Origin of the sequence: Paenalicyclobacillus ferrooxydans, from assembly GCF_001399675.1 — a bacterium.
GTDB classification, from domain to species: Bacteria; Bacillota; Bacilli; order Alicyclobacillales; family Alicyclobacillaceae; genus Alicyclobacillus_B; species Alicyclobacillus_B ferrooxydans.
On record NZ_LJCO01000047.1, the window covers coordinates 17,280 to 38,717 of the forward strand.

A 21,438-nucleotide genomic window follows, 5' to 3' on the forward strand; every position below is an offset into this window, starting at 1 on the left:
CTTCGTTGAGTGCGAGCTATAGGAGGGAATCGTGATGTCAAAAAAGGTGCTTGTATTGGCCGATGTGCGGCGTCAAAAGTTGCGCAACGTGACCCTGGAGATGATTGGAGCTGCGACCCGCATAGCTGATGGCGGTGAGGTCGGAGTTGTGATACTTGGCAAGGACATCAAGGCTTTGGCTGATGGACTTGGTAATTACGGCGTCGATGTTTCTTATGTGGTTGACAGTGCGGAACTTGAGCATTACAACCCTTCTGCATACCGCAAGGCGTTCATGGAGGCCGTGCGTGACTTTGAGCCATCTGCCATTTTGATGGCACACTCTGCTGTCGGCCGTGACTTTGGTCCGGTGATGGCTGCCCGTCTTGGCGCAGGCCAAGTTTCGGATATTGTGGACATCGAAGGCGAAGGAGACGACCTTCGTTTCGTGCGTCCGATATACGCGGGTAAGGCGTTTACAAAAGTTCGCATTAAGCAGGGTACAACGATTGTGACCGTTCGTCCAAACAACCTCACACCCGCTGAAGCAGGCGTTGGCAAAGCAGGAACTGTGAAGGAATTGGCTGTCAGCTTTGAACAACCTGACTTGGCAACGATGGTCCGTGAGATTGTTGAGAAGGCAAACACCGGTGTCGACCTCACAGAAGCGAAAGTTATCGTTTCCGGTGGCCGCGGCGTGAAGGATGCATCCGGGTTTGAGCCCCTCAAGGAGTTGGCAGACCTTCTTGGTGCTGCAGTCGGTGCATCCCGTGGTGCGTGTGACGCGGGCTACTGCGACTACTCTTTGCAGATTGGCCAGACCGGTAAGGTTGTTACGCCAGATCTGTACATCGCCTGCGGTATCTCTGGCGCGATTCAGCACCTTGCTGGTATGTCGAGCTCCAAGGTGATTGTAGCCATCAACAAGGACCCTGAGGCCCCAATCTTCCAGGTTGCGGACTACGGCATTGTGGGGGACCTGTTTGAAGTTGTTCCGATGCTGACTTCCGAATTTAAGAACGTCTTGGCTGACCGCTAAGCCGTCTTTGGGAATCTACAAAACAAACGAACGAGGGCCTCGCAGCGCAGGATACGAACTTTCCGTCGCTGACGAGGCCCTTTTCTTCACAGTCGAATGTCGGTGGCTATGTAGGTCTCTTAGGTCCTTTAGGTCGCTTACAGACCCGGGAACAGCATCTGCAGTGCGCCACTCAGGTATAAGCTGCTGGCCGACGACGGGAACGGTGCTTGTCGGCGGAACGTCTCAAACGCCACTACAACCAAAGCAATAACCATTACAGTCCACATCAGTTTCTTCACGTAAACGCCCCCCTTACCGGTTAAAGATGTGATGCCATTTCTCGGGCACGGTTCCTGCCCGGATGTCAATTGAGTACAAATCGAATGATTTCCGTACACGTCAAACGGAGGTCTGGCGAGATCATCATCGCAGCCATCGTGACCAATGACGATGAACACTGACCGTTCCTATTTTAGCAAACACCGGGCCAATCTGCATCTAAAGAAACCTACTTACTTATCGACAGTTGTTCCAGCCGGCCTAAAGTGTAGAGTCGCTCGCTTGTTGTTCGTTAGTTTCGTCCGAGAACCGTTCTCTATACGGAGTTGAATAGGATGACATCAGGCTGCTCCAGAGTGCGCTCGCTTGAAACCGGAAGACGGTACTTGTACACTGATATTATCCGTGTGCGGCCGCACCATGAGTGGTCCGCTGGGAATAATGTTGCCGTGAAGTGAGGGTATCTATGAACCGCTACGATCCGCTTGATTGGATCCACCAATGGGATGATTATGAAATGATGATGTACGCTCTCCACGAGGATGAACCTGGGATCTACATGCAGGTCTCGCAAAAGACCGTTCGCTCTGGCGCAGAGGAATGGGAGATCATCTATGACCGACGGATTGCTGATCTGTGGAGTGATGCATCCGAAGTTCCCGGATCCGACGACTGGCAGGAGCAGGTATTGCGTCATCACTTGAATGAGCATCCGGAGCTTGTTGCCGAAGAAAAGGCGTATTTGCAACGCTGGCTTGCTGAGGCAGGCACAGGCGCTAAAGCAGATGCGGGGGCCGACAAAGATTCAGGCAACGGATCAGACAAGGAGTAAGCTTACATAGCCCATATGGTGGTTGGTTGAACATACCAGATGACTGGGGTTGTTCGGTTCAGTTAGAATCCAAAAGAAACCACATTTCACGGAAGATTCATTTCTATCATTGTCTTGTGTCTTATCTTGTCTCTATCAACCCTGCGTGAGACAGAACGAGTGACAACAGAATGGGGGCTTTATCGTTGGCAAAACGCGGTGTATCGATTGATGATCTGTATGGGTTTGAGTTGGTAGGAAACCCTTCGGTGGCCCCGAACGGCGAGCAGGTCGTATATGAACAGACAACAGTAAACCGGAAAACGGATGAATATGAGACACAACTGTTTATTTCTTCTGTTGCTGGTGGGAAGCGTTCTCAATTGACCTCTTCCGGGACACGAAACTACGGTGCAACTTGGTCTCCTGATGGACAATCTCTCGCATTCCTATCAAATCGTAACGGGGGTACGCCGCAGGCCTTCATCCTGCCATTAGCTGGCGGTGAAGCACGGCAACTGACCCGGTTCAAGAATGGCATCAGCTCTTTGGTATGGACTCCAGACGGTCAGAAACTGGTGGGCTTGACTGCGGTCGCGATTGGCGGGACCATCGAAGCCTTCGAAGCTGACATGTCAGCCAAGGACTGCGAGGAAGCAACCCAGAAGGTCCAGAAAGAGTGGGCCGAAGGGCCGAAACGCTACGACCGTTTGTACTACAAGATGGACGGCGCAGGCATGTCCAAGCACCGCGAAAGCCAGTTGGTTGTCGTCGACGTGGAGACAGGGGAGTTCACACAACTGACAGACGGTCCACACAGTGTCAGCGGCCCTGCTGTGTCCCCGGACAGCAAGTATGTCGCATTTGCGTCGAATCGTCGCGATCACAAAGACACTGACCCAGAGCGTCACTCGGACATCTACCGCGTGGCAATCACAGGCGGAGAGCTCGAACTGCTTTGCGATGATACCATTGGTTACAACCCATCGTACTCGCCGGACGGATCAACCATTGCATTTTATGGGAATAAGAACGAGTTTGAATCTGCAACCCATACTGACATTTACACGATTCCTGCAACAGGCGGCGCAGGTGTAAACTTGACCTCAGAATTCCCGGACACTATCATGGACGCTGTCCTGAGCGACACCCATCCTGACGTGCGTGGGGCCGGTCCAAAATGGAGTGCAGATGGAAAGCATCTCTACGCACTCTCATCCCGTGATGGCCGGACTGAACTGGTTCGTTTCAGCGCAGGCGGAAACGGCAGTGAGGCAAAGGTGCTCATCGGCGGTGATCGGCAGGTTTATGGTTTTGACTTTGCCGATCCGGCGACCGTTACCATTGCTTACGCCACACAGACGCATCCCGGCAAGGTCGCAACCGTTCACCCTGTTGAAGGCGAGGCACAGGCGCGCCATTTCCGTGCCGTCACCGAGTCGATGGGCAGCAAACCGGTAGCTTTCTTTCCGGCAAGCGAGACACGCCTCGACAATGCGTGCGACGCACTGTTTGAAGAAGTGGAGACCATCCAGCCAGAGCGCTTTGAGTTCCGCTCACAGGATGACTGGGTTGTCGAAGGTTGGGTCATGAAGCCTTTCAACTACGAAGAGGGTCACAAATACCCTGTGATTCTCGACATTCACGGCGGCCCGCAACTCCAGTATGGATATGGATTTTTCCACGAGATGCAATGGTTTGCGAGCCAAGGTTACGCAGTGCTGTTTATGAACCCGCGCGGAAGCATGGGGTATGGCCAGGAATTTGTGAACGCGGTTCGTCACCATTACGGTGAGGGCGACGCGGCTGACGTGTTGAACAGCGTCGATGCAGCTGTGGCACAGTTTGATTTCCTCGACGGCAAACGCGTTGGCGTCACAGGCGGCAGCTACGGAGGATTCATGACCAACTGGATCGTCGGTCATACAGACAGGTTCTTTGCAGCGGTTTCCCAACGTTCGATTTCAAACTGGTTCTCGTTCTACGGGGTCAGTGATATCGGCCCGCTGTTTGTTGAAGCACAACTTGGCGGAGACATCTTTACTGAACCAGAGAAGCTGTGGAGGATGTCCCCGCTTGCCTACGCACCACAGGTGAAGACACCGCTGTTGCTTTTGCATTCGGAAAACGACCTGCGTTGCCCTATCGAGCAGGCAGAACAGTTCTACACGGCCATCAAGCGTCGCGGCGGGGAAGTCGAATTGTTCCGCATTCCAAACGCCAGCCATGGACTGTCCAGAAATGGGAAGCCTAAACTTCGCCAAGAACGTTTGCAGGCAATTTTCAACTATATCAACGACCGCCTGCCAAGCGAAGAGTAATAGAGCCCCAAAGGGGGGAATTGCGTTGAGTTCTAAAAAAAGAAAGCACACAGCCTCAGTTGAAGACGGGCGAGACAAGCCAGACTTTGCTGCAGATTGGTTTGGCAACGACGAGCGCCGACAACGCGCTGAAGCCCGTAAGCAGGGAGCGAAGGATAAGGACAAAGATTCCGACGCCCAAGCAACCCTTGCTCAAGCTTTAAAGGGTGATATGGCCGATAAGCTGAAGCAAATGAAGGCCTCACTCGAAGAAGAAGCGGCGCAAAAGGAAGCCCGTGCAAAGCAGGGGCAGGTAAAACCAAGGGCGGCTGCGGGTTCGGCCGCGAAGCATCGTACGGGTCAACGTCGGCATGACGACGGAACTGAAAGCGACGAGGCGGAATCGTTTGCCGAGTTGTTCAACCCGATGCCTGCAGATGAGGAATCGTTTGAGAGACTGCTCGATGACTCAAAGCTGGATTGGCGTTCCTTCAAGGAGTAATGAAGCAGGCGAGATTGCTGCGCTGGATAACGGGCTGAGGCTAGTCAGCCGGGATTCAACTTGTGTGAGTGTCAATGCGGGGAGCGAGGTACTCCCCGCATTGCTTCACGCATACCATGTCAAAGGCATAACGAGATCTGGGAGGCGTTTAGAATGGCACGGTCACTCGACACTCGTTTGATTCATCAACCCGATTCTGTTCCAGGAAGCAGACCGTTTGGCAGCGTGACTCCACCGATTTTCCAAACCTCAACGTTTACGTTTGATACGGCTGAGCAAGGTCGTGCTCGCTTTGCTGGAGAAGAAAGCGGTTACATCTATTCGCGGCTTGGAAATCCGACGACTCGGTTGCTGGAAGCCGCTATTGCCGACCTCGAAGGGGCTGAAGAGGGGCTTGCCTTTGGCAGCGGTATGGCAGCCATCTCAGCAGTACTTATAGGCTTAGTAGAGTCTGGTGATCACATTCTTGCTTCACGCGGCCTCTATGGTTGCACCTTTGGCTTACTTGAGATGCTTCAGAGCAAGTTTCATGTTTCGTTCAGCCTTGCCGATCTCGGTGACGAGGCCGCCGTTCGGGAGGCGATACGCCCAAACACCAAGGTTGTGTACGTCGAGACACCAGTGAATCCAACGATGGAACTCGTCGATCTTGAAGCGTGCGCTCGTGTGGCGCATGAGTTCGGCGCTAAGTTAGTCGTGGATAATACGTTTGCCACGCCTGTCCTTCAGCGCCCGATTGAATTAGGTGCTGATTTCGTCGTTCACAGTGCAACGAAGTACCTAGGCGGTCACGGGGATGTGATTCTCGGACTTGCGGTGGGCCCGAAGGACTTGATGGATGAAATCCACATGCACACGCAAAAGGATATCGGCGGGATCGCCGCTCCATTTGACGCTTGGTTGGTGTTGCGGGGGATGAAGACACTCTCCCTCAGAATGGATCGGCATGTGGAAAACGCACTTGAGATTGCTTCAAGACTTGCACGTCATCCTGTTGTGGAGTCTGTGTATTATCCAGGACTTGCAGGCTATAAACAAAGAGACCTCTATCTGCGCCAGATGTCCGGCGGGGGCGGCGTGATTGGCTTCATTGTGAAAGGCGGGTTGTCTGCGGGAATGAATATGATGAACCGTCTTGAGCTTTGCGAACGGGCAGTGTCCCTTGGCGAGACACATACGCTGGTTGAGCACCCGGCGAGCATGACTCACACGGTTGTTCCGCCCGAAGTGCGGCAGGCGATGGGGATCGACGATGGACTCATTCGACTGTCGACCGGCCTCGAGGATGTGGATGATATCTGGAATGATTTGAATCAGGCCCTCTGCAGCGTCGACGGCATGTAGGCGTCTCCTGTTCCAGACGAAGGCAAAATGGGGGGAGAATTCGCCATCGAATTCTCCCTCTTATTTTTATCAGCGCAGCAGGAGCGAAGAACCCCGCAACTTGGCGATAGTCGATCACAGTCTTCTATGCTAAAAGTAAGTATACCGTTCAGGCGAGGTGAGGCTGTGGAGTACGTTGAGTCAAACATGAATCTTGAATCCCCAGGTCCAAACCAGATATCCACGACGATAAAAGCCACTGTTGCAAGCAGCAAATTCAATCATTTCAAAGACCTGTCAATGGTACTTTTGGGGGCTGTCCTTTGGTGCGTATCAGGAACTGTCTGCGCCCTTACGCTTTCGTACGCTTGACCACCTGGGACAACGATTTTGTATCCAGCGCCTGATTTAACGCCTTTGCATCCACCCCTAGTGCTTCCCCCGATTCTCGCAACGAAATATTGCTCGCCAGTGCCTGCTTGACTACTTTTGCGGCAGTTTCATAACCGACCTCGGTGTTGAGCGCTGTGGCTAGTGACAGCGACAGATCCGCGTATCGTTCGCAGCGGGCAGTGTCCGCCGTGATCCCTTTTACGCAGCGCGTGGAGAAGGCATTCATCCCCGTCGCAAGGATGTGGATTTCATGCAAAAAATTCGCCGCCATCACGGGCATCATGACGTTGAGTTCAAGTTGTCCGGCTCCTCCTGCGTGCGCGACAGTCGTATCGCATCCTTGGACCTGGAACGCGATCATGTTCAACATCTCGGCCATCACGGGGTTGATTTTCCCGGGCATGATGGATGAGCCAGGCTGCACAGCAGGAAGTTGAATCTCCGCCAGCCCCGTCCGTGGGCCTGATGATAACAGCCGAAAATCATTGGCGATCCGCTGCAACGCCAGCGCGAGGCTCCGCAACACCCCGCTCACGAAGACAACCTCATCCGGGTTTTGATTGAAGGTAAACGGATTGCGTGCGATTTGAAAGGGTAGGCCGGTAAACTGTCGGACGTAGCTAACGCTGACCTCTGCGAATCCTTCCGGGGTGTTAATCCCGGTCCCTACTGCGTTTCCCCCAAGCCCGATCTCGAACAGCGACTGTCCTGCCTCATCCAACCACTGCTTATGCCGACGAAGGTTATCTGCGTAAGCGCTAAATTCATCCCCGAGTCGAAGTGGAACAGCGTCTTGCAGGTGCGTCCGTCCGGATTTCACCACCTCCGCGAATTCGCGAGTCTTGTCATCGAGATCGGCGATGAGATTGTCCAGGGCAGGGTAAAGTTCATGCACCAGGAGCTCCATCCCAGCGATTTGCATGGCCACGTGGATCGTGTCATTGGTGGACTGCGACATATTCACATGGTCATTTGGATGCACGACAGAGTAGTCCCCGCGCGATTTGCCAAGTAACTCAGCTGCCCGTGAGGCAATCACCTCGTTGACGTTCATGTTTTGGGACGTCCCGGCGCCTGCCTGATAGACATCGACTTGGAACCAACTGTCAAATTTTCCGTCGATGACTTCTTGTGCCGCATCGCAAATTGCCGTGGCCTTGTCGTGATCGAGGACGCCGAGTTCTTGGTGTGCTTTGGCAGCGGCCCACTTGATAATCGCCTGAGCCCGGATGAAGGGGCGTTGTAACCGTAGACCGCTGATAGGAAAGTTTTCAATTGCACGGGCTGTTTGGGCTCCGTAATACGCCTCGGATGGAATCGAGAGTTCGCCGAGGGAGTCGTGAACGGATCGTGAGCTTGTCATCAAACAACACTCCTTACCTAGGGGGCAATGTGATACCGTGTGGGAACTTCGTTAAGGTGCAACCTTGAGTCACATGGATCTCCCTTCCAAAAGTATACCAATTTCCATCCCATATCATGATTCCAAGGCCGTCACGTGGGGTGCGCGGGTGCGTCAAACGGTTGGGTATAGGCTTGGCATAGCATTCTACTACCGCTTCCGGTAAGATGATGTGGAAATGTTTGAAGTAGAATCTGCTTGAAAGGGGCGCAATCAATTGATAGCCGTGCACGCGATCTTAGGTTTTATTACCCTGGCTGTGGCAGCCTTGTTACTGATTTGGAATGGCATTCGACTCTCAAAAGGATGGACCTCGCGCAAAAGTTTCTACCAGATCTTGACTGGGCTACTGGACCTGCAGGTGCTGCTTGGGATCATCACGCTTCTGCTGAATCATCGTGGTGGGATATGGCTGTTACATCCGTTGTTTATGCTTGCAGCGGTGGCCGTTGCTCACATCTTTACAAAGGATTCCCGCAGACCGGCGCAGCAACTCACGGGTTACATCGGGGTTCTTGTACTGCTTTTGATCGGCGTCTGGGCTGGCGGGCTGTAGGTCGTTGTTAAGTGGGTCCGTCGGTCCCAGCGACTTAGCCCAACCTATATGGTGCCGTCGGGCGCGTTTAAGTCGGTGTCAGCCACTTAAGTCAGCTAATGGAGTGCAGGATGAAGTGGAAGGCTACGCCAACATGCCTGTAATTGTTGCTCGTGTGTCGACCTGACACCTGGAGCCAAAATCAAAAGGTGCCTTACGGCATCATCGATATAAAGGAGATGAGGACATCCCGTGCAGGAAGGAGTTATCGATATACATCGGTTGTCCATATTGATTCAGGCGTCCATCAAGGCGGGGCGCTACTTTGCTGCGCGCGTGGGAAGCGATAAACAAGTGACGCAGAAAACGTCAGCAGCCGATGTTGTCACTGAGGTCGATAAGGCTGCTGAGGAGATCATTCGGGGGCACATTCGCCGCATGGCACCTGACGACGTGGTGCTTGGCGAAGAAGGGACGGCCCCGGGGGCAAAGGCTGCAAAGTCCGCACTGGAAGCGGTCTCGGATGCAGCCCATTTATGGATTATCGATCCGATCGACGGAACTACCAACTTCGTCTCAAAAATTCCATTGTCTGTCGTGTCCTTGGCGTATGCTGCTCAGGGTGAACTCAAGCTTGGGGCTGTGTACGATCCGTACCGTGACGAGCTCTTTTACGCCGTACGCGGACACGGTGCTTGGAGAGTGCGCGGCGAAGAGGTTTTGAATGTATTCACATCTGATGCGACAGGGCACAGGGTGTCACAGCACGTGGCCGGGGCTGCCTCAACTGCCGCCGAGGGGACTGCCATCGAAGGGGCTGCCTCAACTGCCGCCGAAGGGACTGCCCAAATCACCAGCGAAGGGACTGTTGCGGGCAGCACCTCGACCGAACGCTCCCTAACCCCGACCGTTCCTACGCTGACCCCTTCCACGCTGACGCCTTCCAAACTGACAGCATTACCGGGCGAGCGGATGTCGGCATCATCCATCGGCGAGTTACGAAGATCAGTCATTGCGAGCGGATTTCCAACACGCGCAGACCATCGGGAAGCCTCACTGGTGAATGGCATGGCGATTGTGCGCCGGGCAAAGAGCCTGCGGGGATTCGGTGCCGCAGCACTGCATCTGGCGTACGTTGCGGCAGGAAGGATTGAAGGGTTCTGGGAATACGACCTGAATGCCTGGGACATTGCCGCTGGAGCGCTTCTTGTAGAGGAGGCTGGCGGCGTAATCACAGCCATCGACGGGTCTGCGTACGAACTCGCTGTGCGTAACGTGGTTGCCTGTGGGCAGGCGGTGTTGGCAGAAGATATCCGAAACACATTGGCAACTCCATATCAACCTGAATCAGTCGAATGAATCGAATCCGCAGAAGACAAATCTAAATAAAGACGTCTTAGGCTAAATCAGAACACGACAAAGGCAGATGAGAAATGATGGGTCAAGAACAAGCTGGGGTAAACCTCGAAGTACAGGAACGTGCATTAAAGCGGGTTGAAGAGATCAGCAGCTTGCCTGTGTATCGGGACAGAAGGGTGTCACTTGTCACCGATCTGTACCAACTCACGATGATGTACGGGTATTTCCGGGCCAACCGGCATCACCAAAGGGTGGTCTTCGATGTATTCTACCGGAACAACCCTTCCGGGAACGGCTACGTGGTTGCTGCCGGATTGGAACAGGTTGTTTGGTATTTACATCATCTGAGCTTTGGCGAAGAGGAATTAACCTATTTGCGCGGCCTTGGCTTGTTTTCCGAAGAATTTCTCGATATGCTGCGAGACTTTCGATTTTCAGGCGATGTGTATGCCGTGCCAGAAGGAACCATCGTGTTCCCGAATGAACCGCTCGTCCGGGTAGAAGGGCCAATTTGCGAGGTCCAACTCCTTGAGTCTGCGATGCTCGCGTTCATCAACCATCAGAGCCTGATCGCGACGAAGGCTCAGCGGATCGTCGATGCCGCAGCAACGGCTCCCGGGAAAGTCGGCCCTGTCATTGAAATGGGTCTTCGTCGTGCGCAAAACATAGACGCATCGGTATTTGGCGCCCGTGCGGCGTTCATCGGCGGCTGCCAAGGAACGAGTAACGTTCAGGCTGGCCAGTGTTTCGACATTCCGGTCATGGGAACCATGGGACACAGCTGGATACAAAGTTTCCCATCTGAGTTGGATGCGTTTCGAGCCTATGCGGACACGTTTCCGGATGCAACAGTGCTGCTGATTGATACCTACGATGTGCTCAAAAGCGGCATCCAAAACGCCATCACCGTGGCGAAAGAGATGGAAGCACAAGGGCGGAAACTGCTTGGGGTCCGTATCGACAGCGGTGACCTCGCATATTTGTCCAAACATGTTCGCCGCGTCCTCGATGACGCAGGACTCACTTACGTCGGAATTGTCGCATCGTCCGATCTCGATGAATGGACCATCCGCGACTTGATCATTCAGGGAGCGGCCATCACATCCTGGGGGGTCGGCACCAAGCTGATTACAAGCTACGATACCCCTGCGCTTGGCGGTGTCTATAAACTTGTCGCCCAAGAGCGGGATGGACAGATGACACCGAGCATCAAAGTTTCCGAGAATGCGAACAAAGTCACAAACCCAGGTAAGAAAAAGGTGTTACGATTCACAGTGAACGGACATGCCTCAGCGGATTTGATTGCACTTGACCATGAGACCTTTGATATCTCAAAGCCCCTTGAGCTGTTCGATCCGGTGCACACATATAAACGTAAGGTAATTCGCAATTACGAAGTAGAGGAATTATTAGTCCCGGTGTATCTTGAAGGGAAGCTCGTTTATGAGCTGCCGAACCTGAAGGACATCAGAAGGCATGTGGAAAGCGGATTGGCCTTGTTTTCAAAAGAAATCCTGCGACCGATTCAACCGCATATTTATCATGTCGACCTGTCGAAGGCACTGTGGGAATTAAAGCAACGGTTACTTCACGAGTGGCGTCCGGACGAGGCGTAACTTGACAAGGAGTGGTTTTCGTGAAGGTAATTCGAATTTCGCCGCGAGGCTACTGTTACGGCGTGGTGGATGCGATGGTCTTGGCGAAGCAGGCAGCAGACGATCCAAACCTGCCTCGCCCGATATATATTCTTGGAATGATTGTTCACAATCGTCATGTCGTCGACGCGTTTGAAAGTGCAGGCGTGATCACGCTTGACGGTGCCGACAGACTTTCGTTGCTGGAGAAAATCACCGAAGGAACGGTAATCTTCACAGCCCACGGCGTGTCCCCTGAAGTAAAGCGGCGCGCTCGGGAACGGGGACTGCATGTGATTGATGCGACGTGCCCGGACGTGACCAAGACGCACGATCTGATCAGAGAGCATGTCGCTTCAGGCTACGACATCGTCTACATCGGCCGAAAGGGGCATCCAGAGCCGGAAGGGGCTGTCGGCGTGGCTCCTGACCATGTTTTTCTCGTTGAAAACGAGGATGACGTGGAGGCTTTGGACATTCACAACGACAAAATTGCAGTCACCAACCAGACAACGATGAGTCAGTGGGATACAGCGGATTTAATGGCAAAGGTCAAGGAAAAATACCCTCAGGCTCTCGTGTACAACGAGATCTGTATGGCCACACAGACCCGCCAGCAGGCGGTTGCTGAGCAAGCGAAGGATGCAGATCTCTGTCTGGTCGTGGGCGATCCGCGGAGCAACAATTCGAACCGGTTGGCGCAAGTTTCCATTGAAGTTGCAAAGACGCCGGCGCACCGGATTGCCGATGTAACTGAAATCGATCAGGAGTGGCTAAATGGCGTGGAGACGGTCGCAGTGACCGCCGGCGCATCTACACCGACCGCCATCACCAAAGAGGTCATCGCATTTCTCGAGCAGTATCATCCGGACGATCCGTCGACGTGGGTCCGGGAAGCGAAAGTAGCTACAGACAGGTTGCTCCCGAGCAGTCGCGACAAGTAAGGAGAGAGAACAGTTGCTCGTCCCGTTACTGGTTGTCATTCTAATCATCGCAGTCTTATGTACTTGGTTGCGCACAAAGGCAGTTCGCTGGTTATTTACCATTCTAGCAGTCCTATTTTGGATTGCCTTCTTGGGGTTGCTTGGGTTTGTGATCGGGTTCCAGGCGGGAACGCACGGTGTCCATGTCCTTCGCTACATCTTGTAATGACAAAAATTACACTTTGTTTCGTTTCAACGAAATGCGTGTATAATGGATTGCGGATCAGCTACGAACGTTGTCACTATGGGATTTTTCTGGGAGGATTTTTATGGAACAGTTTATGCGTTCCGTGCTCTTGTCAATGGCGAAAAGCCAGTCAGCAAACCGCTGGGCGAAACGGTACGGTTTGCGTCTAGGAGCTCAGCGTTTTGTTGCAGGAGAAACGATTGAGAATGCTATTGACAGAGTCAAGCAGCTGAATCGTCAAGGTCTTCGTGTGACGCTTGATCACCTTGGTGAATTTGTGTCGGATGCTGCCGAAGCGAATCAGTTGGCTGACGATTGCATTGACGCATTGCGGGCAATCCACCATGCTGGTGCCGAGGCAACCTTGTCTGTTAAAATGACGCAGCTTGGAATGGATATCGGTCTCGATGTATGCATGGCAAACATGCGCCGCATTGTCAGTCAGGCGAAAGAGTACGGGCTGTGGGTCAATATTGATATGGAGGACTTCCCACGGTGCCAGCAGACGCTGGATATCTTTAATCAGCTCCGTCAAGAGTATGGAAACGTTTCAACCGTAATTCAGGCCTATTTGTATCGAAGCCTTGACGATGTGCTTGGTCTGAGTGATGAAGGCGTTTCACTGCGCATTGTGAAAGGTGCCTATAAAGAGCCGTCAGAAGTGGCCTTTCCTGAAAAACAGGATGTGGATGCAAACTACGTTAAGATCATGGAGGCTCAGTTGCTGAGCAAGGGCTATACCATGATTGCAACGCATGACGAGAAAATCATTGATCATGCCAAGACTTTTATCGCCGCACATCAGATCCCGGCCGACAAATATGAGTTCCAGATGCTCTATGGCATCCGCACAGACCTGCAACAGCAACTTGTTCAACAGGGATATCCGATTCGCGTGTATGTACCGTATGGGACCGACTGGTATGGCTACTTTATGCGCCGATTGGCCGAACGACCGGCAAACGTTGGGTTTGTATTACGAGGTATTTTGCACTAATTCATGTACTGCTCTGATTTGTTGCTTCGATGCGTCTTGAGACGATTTTAGGCGTTGTGAGACGACTTCGACTTGAGGCGTTTTGAGGAGTTTTGGAGCGTTTTGGAGCGTTTTGGAGCGTTTTGAAGCGTTTTGAAGCGTTTTGAAGCGTTTTGAAGCGCAGCGAGCAATTATATGGGGACAAATTGGCGGCCGTTACCGAAGGGTAACGGCCTTTCTGCGTTCGTTTTTGGAGTATACTGAACAGAGAAGATTCAGAAGGGAGCCGTGAGACTCATGGAGATTGTACTTTTGGTACTACTGCTTGTCATTGTTTTCGCTCCTGTGTTTGGACTTTTCTATCTATACATCCTCTCAAAAAAGCCCCAACACTCGGTCATCCGAGCGCATCCGTACCTTGGGTGGTTTCGTTACTTTCTGGAGAAGATGGGCCCGGAGTTTCGTCAGTACTGGTTTGATGGTGATACCCTTGGCCAACCGTTCTCTCGCAATGAATTCCTCGGTGTGACGTTTTCCGCGAAATATCAGACCGACCTCGTGAGTTTCGGTTCAAAGCGCGATTTTACCCAACCTGGATACTACATTTCAAACGACCTGTTCCCGCGCCTCGTGGAGGAGCTTAAAGTCGACAATGCGGAAAAGGTGGAAGCGAGACACTACGAGATCGACAAGGAAGGTCTGTTCACCCGCCATGAGCACTTAACCCGAACAGAGATACCGAGATGGCTTTACCGGGATGAGGATGTGATTGTTGTTGGACCCGAGCGTAAACAGCCGTGGCATCTCCAGGGAATGTTCGGCGCCTCTGCGACCTCCTATGGTGCGGTCGGCGAGCACTATATTCTATCGACGGGCAAAGGTGCTGCGAGAGCCGGCGGATCGTGGATCAACACCGGTGAAGGCGGCGTTGCCCCGGAGCACCTGGCGACTGGGGTGGACGTCGTTGCACAGATTGGGCCCGGACTGTTTGGCTATCGGGATGACCAAGGTCACTTCTCGATGGATGAGTTCAAGACAAAAGCAGCCGAGCCGAACATCAAGGCGTTTGAGCTGAAGTTTGCGCAAGGTGCAAAAATCCGGGGTGGTCATCTCGAGGGTTCAAAAGTCACTGCAAAAGTTGCGGCGATTCGGAAGGTGCCGATTGGCGTAACCGTGAATTCTCCAAACCGCTTTCCGTTCTTGAAAACGGCTGAAGACACACTGAGATTTGTCAAACAGTTGCAAACCGAAGGCGGTAAACCAGTTGGCATCAAGATTGTCGTCGGAGACTCCGAACGGTTGGGTCAACTTTTTGACACCATGCTCCGCATGGATGTCTACCCAGACTTTTTCACGATTGACGGAAGTGAAGGCGGATCCGGTGCGACCTTCAAGTCGATGGCCGACACGATGGGGCTGCCATTGATTCCGGCGCTCATCACATTTATTGATGCGGCGCATCGTTACGGAGTTCGCGACAGGTTCAAAGTATTTGCGTCCGGTAAGCTCATTACTGCAGATAAGGTTGCCATAGCACTTGGAATCGGTGCGGACTGTGTCAACTCGGCTCGCGGTTTCATGATGGCAAACGGATGCATCATGGCGATGCAATGCCACACCGGAAAATGTCCGACAGGTGTCACGACAACGGATCCCAGGTATCAAGGGTCGTTAGTGGTCGAGGAGAAACAGTGGCGTGTGATGAACTACATCGTCAACCTCAGACAAGGCCTGTTTGCGCTTGCTGCAGCTTGTGGGCTTGAGAGTCCACGGCAGTTTACGCGGGAACATGTGGTATTCCAGAACGAACACGGCCGCAGCATCCGCTTGAGTGAGCTGTTTCCGCTTCCGAACAAAGGGGATGGCGTTGGCGATCACGTTGCGGCAGACCACGGTGTCACCCGCCAAGGGGCCGTGGGGGACGCTGGGTAAGCGTTGTTGCGACAGAGGCAGGCGATATGCGGGGGGACCACGAGCCACACCACGAGCCGCACCACGAGCCGCACCATGATCGGCGCCCCCTTAGCATCATAAACGGTACTTTAGCACTGCAACGCAGTACATGGTATTCTTGCGGGGTGTTTTGAGAATTGATTATATTGAAATTGGAATGAACGGAGGAAAACAGTCCGTTTGAATCTTGTGGGCCTTATTTGCAGTCCCACTTGAACATTGCAGTCCGGCTTTAATCTTGTAAGTCCCGTTTGAATCTTGTCAGTCAATGGAAATTTGAGGGAGGATCACCACATGACAGATCATCTACCGCTGCTCGGCATTGATTACACGGAATTCTATGTCGGCAATGCGAAACAGTTTGCGTACTTCTTGTCCAAAGGCTGCGGGTTCCAGGTTACCGCCTATGCAGGCATGGAGACAGGTGTGCGCGACAGGGTTTCCTATGTGTTGGAACAAGGAGACATTCGACTCGTTGTGACCGGGGCGTTATCCGCGGATCACCCGATCGCAGAGTTCGTCAAGCTTCATGGTGATGGCGTAAAAGAAATCGCTTTCACGGTCGATGATGCTGAGTTATCGTATCAGGCTGCTGTCGATCACGGTGCGATTGCCGTCAGTCCCGTGGCAGTCCTCGAAGATCAGAACGGGATCGTCAAGAAGTCAGTGGTTGGAACGTACGGCGATACAGTGCATGCGTTTATCGAACGCGGTCAGTACAAGGGTGCATTTTTGCCGGGATACAGAAAAGAGAACAACGTGTTTGGCGGCGAATCCAAAGGGCTGCTCGCTGTCGATCACACGGTCGGTAACGTCGAACTCGGCAAGATGGAGTACTGGGTCAACTACTACGAGAAGGCGCTCGGGTTTGAGCAGTTCGTTCACTTCTCCGACGACGACATCAGTACCGAGTACTCAGCCTTGATGTCCAAAGTCATGCAGAACGGCGGCGGCAAAATCAAGTTCCCGATTAACGAACCCGCGGTCGGCAAAAAGAAGTCGCAGATTCAGGAGTATCTCGAATTCTACGGTGGACCGGGCGTGCAACACATTGCACTCAAGACCAACAACATCATCCGGACGGTTTCCGAGATGAAGGCTGCAGGCGTCGAGTTCCTGAGTGCACCCGACTCATACTACGATGAGCTCTGGGATCGGATCGGCGAGATCGACGAAGATACGAAAAAGCTGCAAGAGTTGAACGTCCTCGTCGATAGAGACGAAGAGGGCTACCTGCTGCAGATCTTCACGCGGCCGCTGATGGACCGCCCGACGGTGTTTATTGAAGTCATCCAGCGCAAGGGCAGCCGCGGCTTTGGCAACGGCAACTTCAAGGCCTTGTTTGAGGCGATTGAGAAGGAGCAGGCGCTGCGCGGCAATCTGTAAGGCACCTTCGCAGCGGGCTATTCGTCATCGAGTATAGGGTTGGATAAGGGGGGCAGATGATGCCGTTTTACGTTGCCCGCGGGAGCATCCCGCATAAACGTCACACACAGTTCCGCCGCCCAGACGGTGAGCTCTACAAGGAAGAGGTGTTCGGCACCAAGGGATTCTCCGGTGTCGAGTCCATCCTCTATCACGTCTATGCGCCAACCGCAGTGCAGCAGGTGGGTGAGTACTCTGCAGTACGTCACGAGGTAGAGCCCCAGGGGCCGCTTCGTCACCGTCACTTTCGGACGTTCGGCCTGACCGAGAGCGGCCACCCGATTGACGCGAGGCAGTACCTGCTTGGCAACGCGGATGTACAGATGGCGGTCTGTACAGCGACACAGTCGATGCAGGACATTTACAAGAACGCGGAATGCGACGAACTGCTGTTTATCCACGAGGGGACGGGAATTCTGCATTCTATGTTTGGCGATCTCGCTTATCGCCCCGGCGACTACCTGGTTATCCCAGCAGGGACGATGTACCAGATGGCGATCGCCGAGCCTACGCGCTATCTGCTGATTGAGTCGGTGAGTCCCATCGAGATCCCGCGACGCTATCGCAACGAGTACGGCCAGTTGCTTGAGCATGCACCGTTTTGCGAACGAGATATCCGCGTTCCAGAGTATGTCGATCCAGTGGGGGGACCAGGCGGAACCCTGGCAGGATCAACTGCGGGTGTGGCATCTGCGGGTGTGGCCTCTGCAGGTGTGGCGTCAGCAGGCGCGGCCTCTACCAGCGCGGGAGGCAGCACCAATGACGGTGGCGTGTCCCAAACGGGATACCCGGTCCGCATCAAGGCGAGGGGCGGCATGACGACACTAACGCTGGAGCATCACCCGTTTGACGTCATCGGCTGGGACGGATACGTGTATCCGTATGCGCTGAACATTGAGGACTTCGAGCCAATCACGGGCCGAATCCACCAGCCGCCTCCGGTGCACCAGACGTTTGCTGGGGAAGGGTTTGTGGTCTGCTCGTTTGTGCCGCGCTTGTTCGACTACCATCCGGAGTCGATCCCGGCACCGTACAACCACAGCAATATCGACAGCGATGAGGTGTTGTACTACGTCCGGGGTAACTTTATGAGTCGCAAGGGAATCGAGATCGGCTCTATCACGCTTCATCCAAGCGGTATCCCGCACGGCCCGCATCCGGGTACGGCAGAGGCCAGCATTGGCAAGCCGGGAACCGAGGAACTCGCGGTCATGATGGACACATTCCGTCCGCTGCAAGTGCTGCATCCAGCTCTCACGGTAGAGGATGAGGGCTACATGTTCTCATGGCAGGAGCGCAAATACTGAGAGATTTCGAGTTGCAAAGTGTGGTTTGGGGTTAATTTAAATAGAAGACAAAGAGAGAGTGTGGGGGCCAGGGTGGCGCGTGCGTGTGTAGGGGGAGCACGAGGCTGCCGAGCGGATCGGCCTCCACATGTTTATGTTCGTACCATGCGCGTGGTAGGATAAACCGGAAAAGGGGTGGATAGACCAGTGAAACCAGACCATGAAGATCATGCACCGCTCGTTGAGATATTGCCGGATGAAATGCCTTGGCAGGATAATTACAAGTTGCTTATCGGATCGATCGTGCCAAGACCGATTGCCTTCGTTTCAACAAGGAGTGCAGATGGAGTTAACAATTTAGCGGCATTCAGCTTTTTCAACGGAGTCTGCCCCAAACCGTTTATTGTGGCGTTCGCACCCATGCGCAGAGGGGCTACAGGGGAAAAGAAGGATACACTCCGAAACATTGAGGAAACTGGCGAGTTTGTGGTGAACGTCGTTAGTGAGGCGCTCGTTGCGCCGATGAGTCGGACAAACCCTGAGTTTGGGCCGGAAGTTGATGAGTTTGAAGTTGCAGGATTGACGCCGGTTCCAAGTGATTTAGTGAGTCCACCGCGCGTGATGGAAAGCCCCATTCAAATGGAGTGCAAGCTTGTTCAGGTGGTGGAGTTTGGTGAGGAGGCCGGGGCGGGATCGCTTGTGCTTGGCCACGTCATCAAGATGCATATCGCACCGTCTGTGTATCGAGATGGGAAGATCGATCCGGATGCGCTGCAGGCCGTTGGCCGCATGGCCGGAGATGAATATGCCCGGATCACGGACAGGTTCCCGTTTCGCCGCTCGACCTTGAACGACTTTGCGCCGCAGGGGGATAAGGGCTGAGGCGGTATAGGCCGACGAGGATCCGATTTAGGCTGAGGTGATTGTTGCGGGCTGGCGCTTTTGGGGCGGAGGGCTTGCCGGGCGGAGGCTTGGGGGCCTGCCGCTGCCGGTCCGGCTTGGTGGGCTTGGTGGGCTTGGTGGGCTTGGTGGGCTTGGTGGGCTTGGTGAGCTTGTCCGGCTCCGGTGGGCCGCGTCGGCTTGGTGAGCTTGATGGCCTGCTATGCGGGCCAGGGCCAGGTGCTTGAGACAAGATTTAATTCGGTATCGGGGAGCCTAGGCTCCCCGATTTCCAATTTGAGAGTTCATTGAGCCTTAGACTGGCGGCCTTGCGGTCGTCGTGGCCCACAGCGGAACTGAGTTCCGTTAAATTTGGCGACCATCGACCTGGGGCGTCCACAGCGGAACTGAGTTCCGTTAAATTAGGCGACCATCGCCCTGGGGCGTCCACAGCGGAACTGAGTTCCGTTAAATTAGGCGACCATCGCCCGGGGGCGCCCACAGCGGAACTGAGTTCCGTTAAATTAGGCGACCATCGCCCGGGGGCGTCCACAGCGGAACTGAGTTCCGTTAAATTAGGCGACCATCGCCTGGCGGCGCCCGCAGCGGAACTGAGTTCCGTTAAATTAGGCGACCATCGACCTGGGGCGTCCACAGCGGAACTGAGTTCCGTTAAATTAGGCGACCATCGCCCTGGGGCGTCCACAGCGGAACTGAGTTCCGTTAAATTAGGCGGCAATCGCCTGGCGGCGCCCACAGCGGAACTGAGTTCCGTTAAATTAGGCGACCATCGCCTGGCGGCGCCCACAGCGGAACTGAGTTCCGTTAAATTAGGCGACCATCGCCTGGCGGCGCCCGCAGCGGAACTGAGTTCCGTTAAATTAGGCGACCATCGCCTGGCGGCGCCCACAGCGGAACTGAGTTCCGTTAAATTAGGCGGCAATCGCCTGGCGATACCACCTGTGCCGCTCCTCACGCAATCAGCGCCCCTGTTACTTGCTCAGCTTGCGATAGAGACTCTCGAAGGCATCCGCAGTCTTGGTCCATGTAAATGCGCGAGACTGCTGCAGCGCACCGTCGCACAGCGTGCTGTATAGGCGGGGGTTGTTCGATAGCCTCGAAATTGCTTCGGCAAACGCAGCCGCAGATGCGTATTTGTCGACGAGTACACCAGACTTTTCCGTCACAACCTCCGGTATCCCACCTACACGGCTTGCGATGACCGGCAAGCCTGCTGCCATCGCCTCGAGGTTGACTAGCCCAAACGCTTCGCGCCGTTGGGAGGGGAGAACGAGAACATCGTGTTCTTTGAGGAGGCTTGGCAGCCGGCGAGGAGATACAAATCCATGCCACTCTATCGGTAACCCCTTGATGGCACTTCTGACCTTGGCTCCATAGCCGCGTTCCCACGGCGGTGTGCGGCCGACGATCGTCAACCGTACTGGAATGCCTTGACGGGTCAACTGGCGAATCGCTGCGACGAGTACCAGTACCCCCTTTAGCTGGATCACTCTGCCAACAAAGATGAGCCGCATCGGTTTGTGCACGCCTGGGCCAGCACCGGTCACTCCCGCATCAGCCGATCCAGTTCCGCCTGATCCAGCACCACCCGGTCCCGCTCCTTCAGACCCCTCGCCCCCGGACGTTCTACTATGGTTAATTGAGGAAAACCGGCCCCGCTCAACTCCTGGATAGATCACGGTCGCATTCCACGCCGAAGGCAACAAGCCAAAGTTTGTCTTTACCGTGCGCTTAAGGTACCTGCTGTTCAAAACAACAGCATCTACCCCCTTCAGCGTCGACACGATGGTGTTTCGAGACGCATTCATCGGTCCAACAAAGGTTGTGGAGTGGAGATTCAGGACCACCTTTGCGTGTCTCAAGCCCGATCCGGTGCTTTTCAGGTTCAGAATCCGATGTGCCAACTTGGGGCGGTTTTCTATTTGAATCACATCCGGGGACAACTCAGCGATCCGCCTGACGACCCACGCTTCGTACCCCATTCCCCGCAGTCGCCGGCTGTGGACCTCGTGTGTCAAGCCATTCATCTTTATCTTCGCACGATCCGTTCCAGGACTCAGTAACGTCACCTGCAACCCCGGACGTCCTGCCAACTTTTTGATCAACGCATGAAGGTATATTTGGACCGATCCGCCCCGCACAGGGGGGATAGGGAGTTCCTCTGGTGCTACGATGGCAATGCGCACCTTG

Annotated in this window: 19 protein-coding genes; 15 read left to right on the top strand and 4 right to left on the bottom strand. The window is 54.1% G+C overall.

Annotated features, from left to right (window positions below; genetic code table 11):
* Positions 1 to 34 precede the first annotated feature (34 nt).
* A complete protein-coding gene (locus AN477_RS11375; RefSeq protein ID WP_054969285.1) occupies positions 35 to 1,018 on the top strand; it encodes an electron transfer flavoprotein subunit alpha/FixB family protein in 984 nt (327 codons plus the stop codon).
* A 137-nt stretch (positions 1,019 to 1,155) separates the two neighbouring features.
* Here the strand turns inward: AN477_RS11375 and AN477_RS24490 are convergent, their stop codons facing one another.
* A complete protein-coding gene (locus tag AN477_RS24490; RefSeq protein WP_157061921.1) occupies positions 1,156 to 1,299 on the bottom strand; it encodes a hypothetical protein in 144 nt (47 codons plus the stop codon).
* 446 nt (positions 1,300 to 1,745) lie between these two features.
* Here AN477_RS24490 and AN477_RS11380 point away from each other — a divergent pair, with 446 nt between their 5' ends.
* The 4 genes from AN477_RS11380 (at position 1,746) to megL (ending at position 6,236) form a co-directional block, all read left to right on the top strand.
* Positions 1,746 to 2,111 (top strand): hypothetical protein, encoded by a 366-nt coding sequence (locus AN477_RS11380; RefSeq protein WP_054969286.1) that lies wholly within the window; start codon positions 1,746 to 1,748, stop codon positions 2,109 to 2,111.
* A gap of 185 nt (positions 2,112 to 2,296) precedes the next feature.
* Entirely contained in the window at positions 2,297 to 4,411 is a 2,115-nt protein-coding gene (locus AN477_RS11385) for a S9 family peptidase (protein ID WP_054969287.1), read from the top strand.
* A 25-nt stretch (positions 4,412 to 4,436) separates the two neighbouring features.
* Complete coding sequence (locus AN477_RS11390) at positions 4,437 to 4,892, top strand: DUF3886 domain-containing protein (protein WP_054969288.1); 456 nt, start codon at positions 4,437 to 4,439, stop codon at positions 4,890 to 4,892.
* A gap of 153 nt (positions 4,893 to 5,045) precedes the next feature.
* Positions 5,046 to 6,236: a methionine gamma-lyase gene (gene megL / locus AN477_RS11395; RefSeq protein ID WP_054969289.1), complete on the top strand. Its 1,191-nt coding sequence runs from the start codon at positions 5,046 to 5,048 to the stop codon at positions 6,234 to 6,236.
* A 331-nt stretch (positions 6,237 to 6,567) separates the two neighbouring features.
* On the opposite strand, the gene AN477_RS11400 is transcribed toward megL, so the two are convergent.
* Positions 6,568 to 7,971, bottom strand: coding sequence for a class II fumarate hydratase (locus tag AN477_RS11400; protein ID WP_054969290.1), 1,404 nt, complete (start codon positions 7,969 to 7,971; stop codon positions 6,568 to 6,570).
* Positions 7,972 to 8,227: 256 nt separating this feature from the next.
* Here AN477_RS11400 and AN477_RS11405 point away from each other — a divergent pair, with 256 nt between their 5' ends.
* The 10 genes from AN477_RS11405 (at position 8,228) to AN477_RS11450 (ending at position 19,230) form a co-directional block, all read left to right on the top strand.
* Positions 8,228 to 8,566: a hypothetical protein gene (locus AN477_RS11405; RefSeq protein ID WP_054969291.1), complete on the top strand. Its 339-nt coding sequence runs from the start codon at positions 8,228 to 8,230 to the stop codon at positions 8,564 to 8,566.
* Between the two features lie 231 nt (positions 8,567 to 8,797).
* Complete coding sequence (locus tag AN477_RS11410; protein ID WP_054969292.1) at positions 8,798 to 9,904, top strand: inositol monophosphatase family protein; 1,107 nt, start codon at positions 8,798 to 8,800, stop codon at positions 9,902 to 9,904.
* Positions 9,905 to 9,978: 74 nt separating this feature from the next.
* The gene (locus tag AN477_RS11415) at positions 9,979 to 11,520 is read left to right on the top strand and encodes a nicotinate phosphoribosyltransferase (protein WP_245631795.1); all 1,542 of its coding nucleotides are present in this window, start codon (positions 9,979 to 9,981) and stop codon (positions 11,518 to 11,520) included.
* A 20-nt stretch (positions 11,521 to 11,540) separates the two neighbouring features.
* Positions 11,541 to 12,482, top strand: a complete 942-nt coding sequence (locus tag AN477_RS11420) for a 4-hydroxy-3-methylbut-2-enyl diphosphate reductase (RefSeq protein ID WP_054969293.1) — start codon at positions 11,541 to 11,543, stop codon at positions 12,480 to 12,482.
* Between the two features lie 13 nt (positions 12,483 to 12,495).
* Positions 12,496 to 12,687: a hypothetical protein gene (locus AN477_RS11425; RefSeq protein WP_054969294.1), complete on the top strand. Its 192-nt coding sequence runs from the start codon at positions 12,496 to 12,498 to the stop codon at positions 12,685 to 12,687.
* A gap of 103 nt (positions 12,688 to 12,790) precedes the next feature.
* A complete protein-coding gene (locus AN477_RS11430; protein ID WP_054969295.1) occupies positions 12,791 to 13,705 on the top strand; it encodes a proline dehydrogenase family protein in 915 nt (304 codons plus the stop codon).
* A 276-nt stretch (positions 13,706 to 13,981) separates the two neighbouring features.
* Positions 13,982 to 15,616, top strand: a complete 1,635-nt coding sequence (locus AN477_RS11435; RefSeq protein WP_083486199.1) for an FMN-binding glutamate synthase family protein — start codon at positions 13,982 to 13,984, stop codon at positions 15,614 to 15,616.
* 315 nt (positions 15,617 to 15,931) lie between these two features.
* A complete protein-coding gene (hppD, locus tag AN477_RS11440; protein ID WP_054969296.1) occupies positions 15,932 to 17,023 on the top strand; it encodes a 4-hydroxyphenylpyruvate dioxygenase in 1,092 nt (363 codons plus the stop codon).
* A gap of 59 nt (positions 17,024 to 17,082) precedes the next feature.
* Positions 17,083 to 18,369: a homogentisate 1,2-dioxygenase gene (locus tag AN477_RS25240; RefSeq protein ID WP_245631796.1), complete on the top strand. Its 1,287-nt coding sequence runs from the start codon at positions 17,083 to 17,085 to the stop codon at positions 18,367 to 18,369.
* A 186-nt stretch (positions 18,370 to 18,555) separates the two neighbouring features.
* Positions 18,556 to 19,230 (top strand): flavin reductase family protein, encoded by a 675-nt coding sequence (locus tag AN477_RS11450; RefSeq protein WP_245631797.1) that lies wholly within the window; start codon positions 18,556 to 18,558, stop codon positions 19,228 to 19,230.
* A 253-nt stretch (positions 19,231 to 19,483) separates the two neighbouring features.
* Here the strand turns inward: AN477_RS11450 and AN477_RS24500 are convergent, their stop codons facing one another.
* Together AN477_RS24500 and AN477_RS11455 are read right to left on the bottom strand one after the other, a co-directional pair.
* Positions 19,484 to 20,203 carry a hypothetical protein gene (locus tag AN477_RS24500; RefSeq protein ID WP_157061922.1) on the bottom strand — a complete coding sequence of 240 codons (720 nt, stop codon included), beginning with the start codon at positions 20,201 to 20,203 and terminating at the stop codon, positions 19,484 to 19,486.
* A gap of 16 nt (positions 20,204 to 20,219) precedes the next feature.
* On the bottom strand, positions 20,220 to 21,434 hold the full coding sequence (locus AN477_RS11455; protein ID WP_054969297.1) for a glycosyltransferase family 4 protein: 1,215 nt from the start codon (positions 21,432 to 21,434) through the stop codon (positions 20,220 to 20,222).
* Positions 21,435 to 21,438 lie beyond the last annotated feature (4 nt).

What these genes read in the sequence shown, in the direction of transcription:
- AN477_RS25240 (WP_245631796.1), top strand. Translation starts at nt 17,083, where the DNA reads ATGCCGTTTTACGTTGCCCGCGGGAGCATCCCGCATAAACGTCACACA.
- AN477_RS11430 (WP_054969295.1), top strand. Translation starts at nt 12,791, where the DNA reads ATGGAACAGTTTATGCGTTCCGTGCTCTTGTCAATGGCGAAAAGCCAG.
- AN477_RS11375 (WP_054969285.1), top strand. Translation starts at nt 35, where the DNA reads ATGTCAAAAAAGGTGCTTGTATTGGCCGATGTGCGGCGTCAAAAGTTG.
- hppD (WP_054969296.1), top strand. Translation starts at nt 15,932, where the DNA reads ATGACAGATCATCTACCGCTGCTCGGCATTGATTACACGGAATTCTAT.
- AN477_RS11380 (WP_054969286.1), top strand. Translation starts at nt 1,746, where the DNA reads ATGAACCGCTACGATCCGCTTGATTGGATCCACCAATGGGATGATTAT.
- AN477_RS11435 (WP_083486199.1), top strand. Translation starts at nt 13,982, where the DNA reads ATGGAGATTGTACTTTTGGTACTACTGCTTGTCATTGTTTTCGCTCCT.
- megL (WP_054969289.1), top strand. Translation starts at nt 5,046, where the DNA reads ATGGCACGGTCACTCGACACTCGTTTGATTCATCAACCCGATTCTGTT.
- AN477_RS11400 (WP_054969290.1), bottom strand. Translation starts at nt 7,971, where the DNA reads ATGACAAGCTCACGATCCGTTCACGACTCCCTCGGCGAACTCTCGATT.
- AN477_RS11415 (WP_245631795.1), top strand. Translation starts at nt 9,979, where the DNA reads ATGATGGGTCAAGAACAAGCTGGGGTAAACCTCGAAGTACAGGAACGT.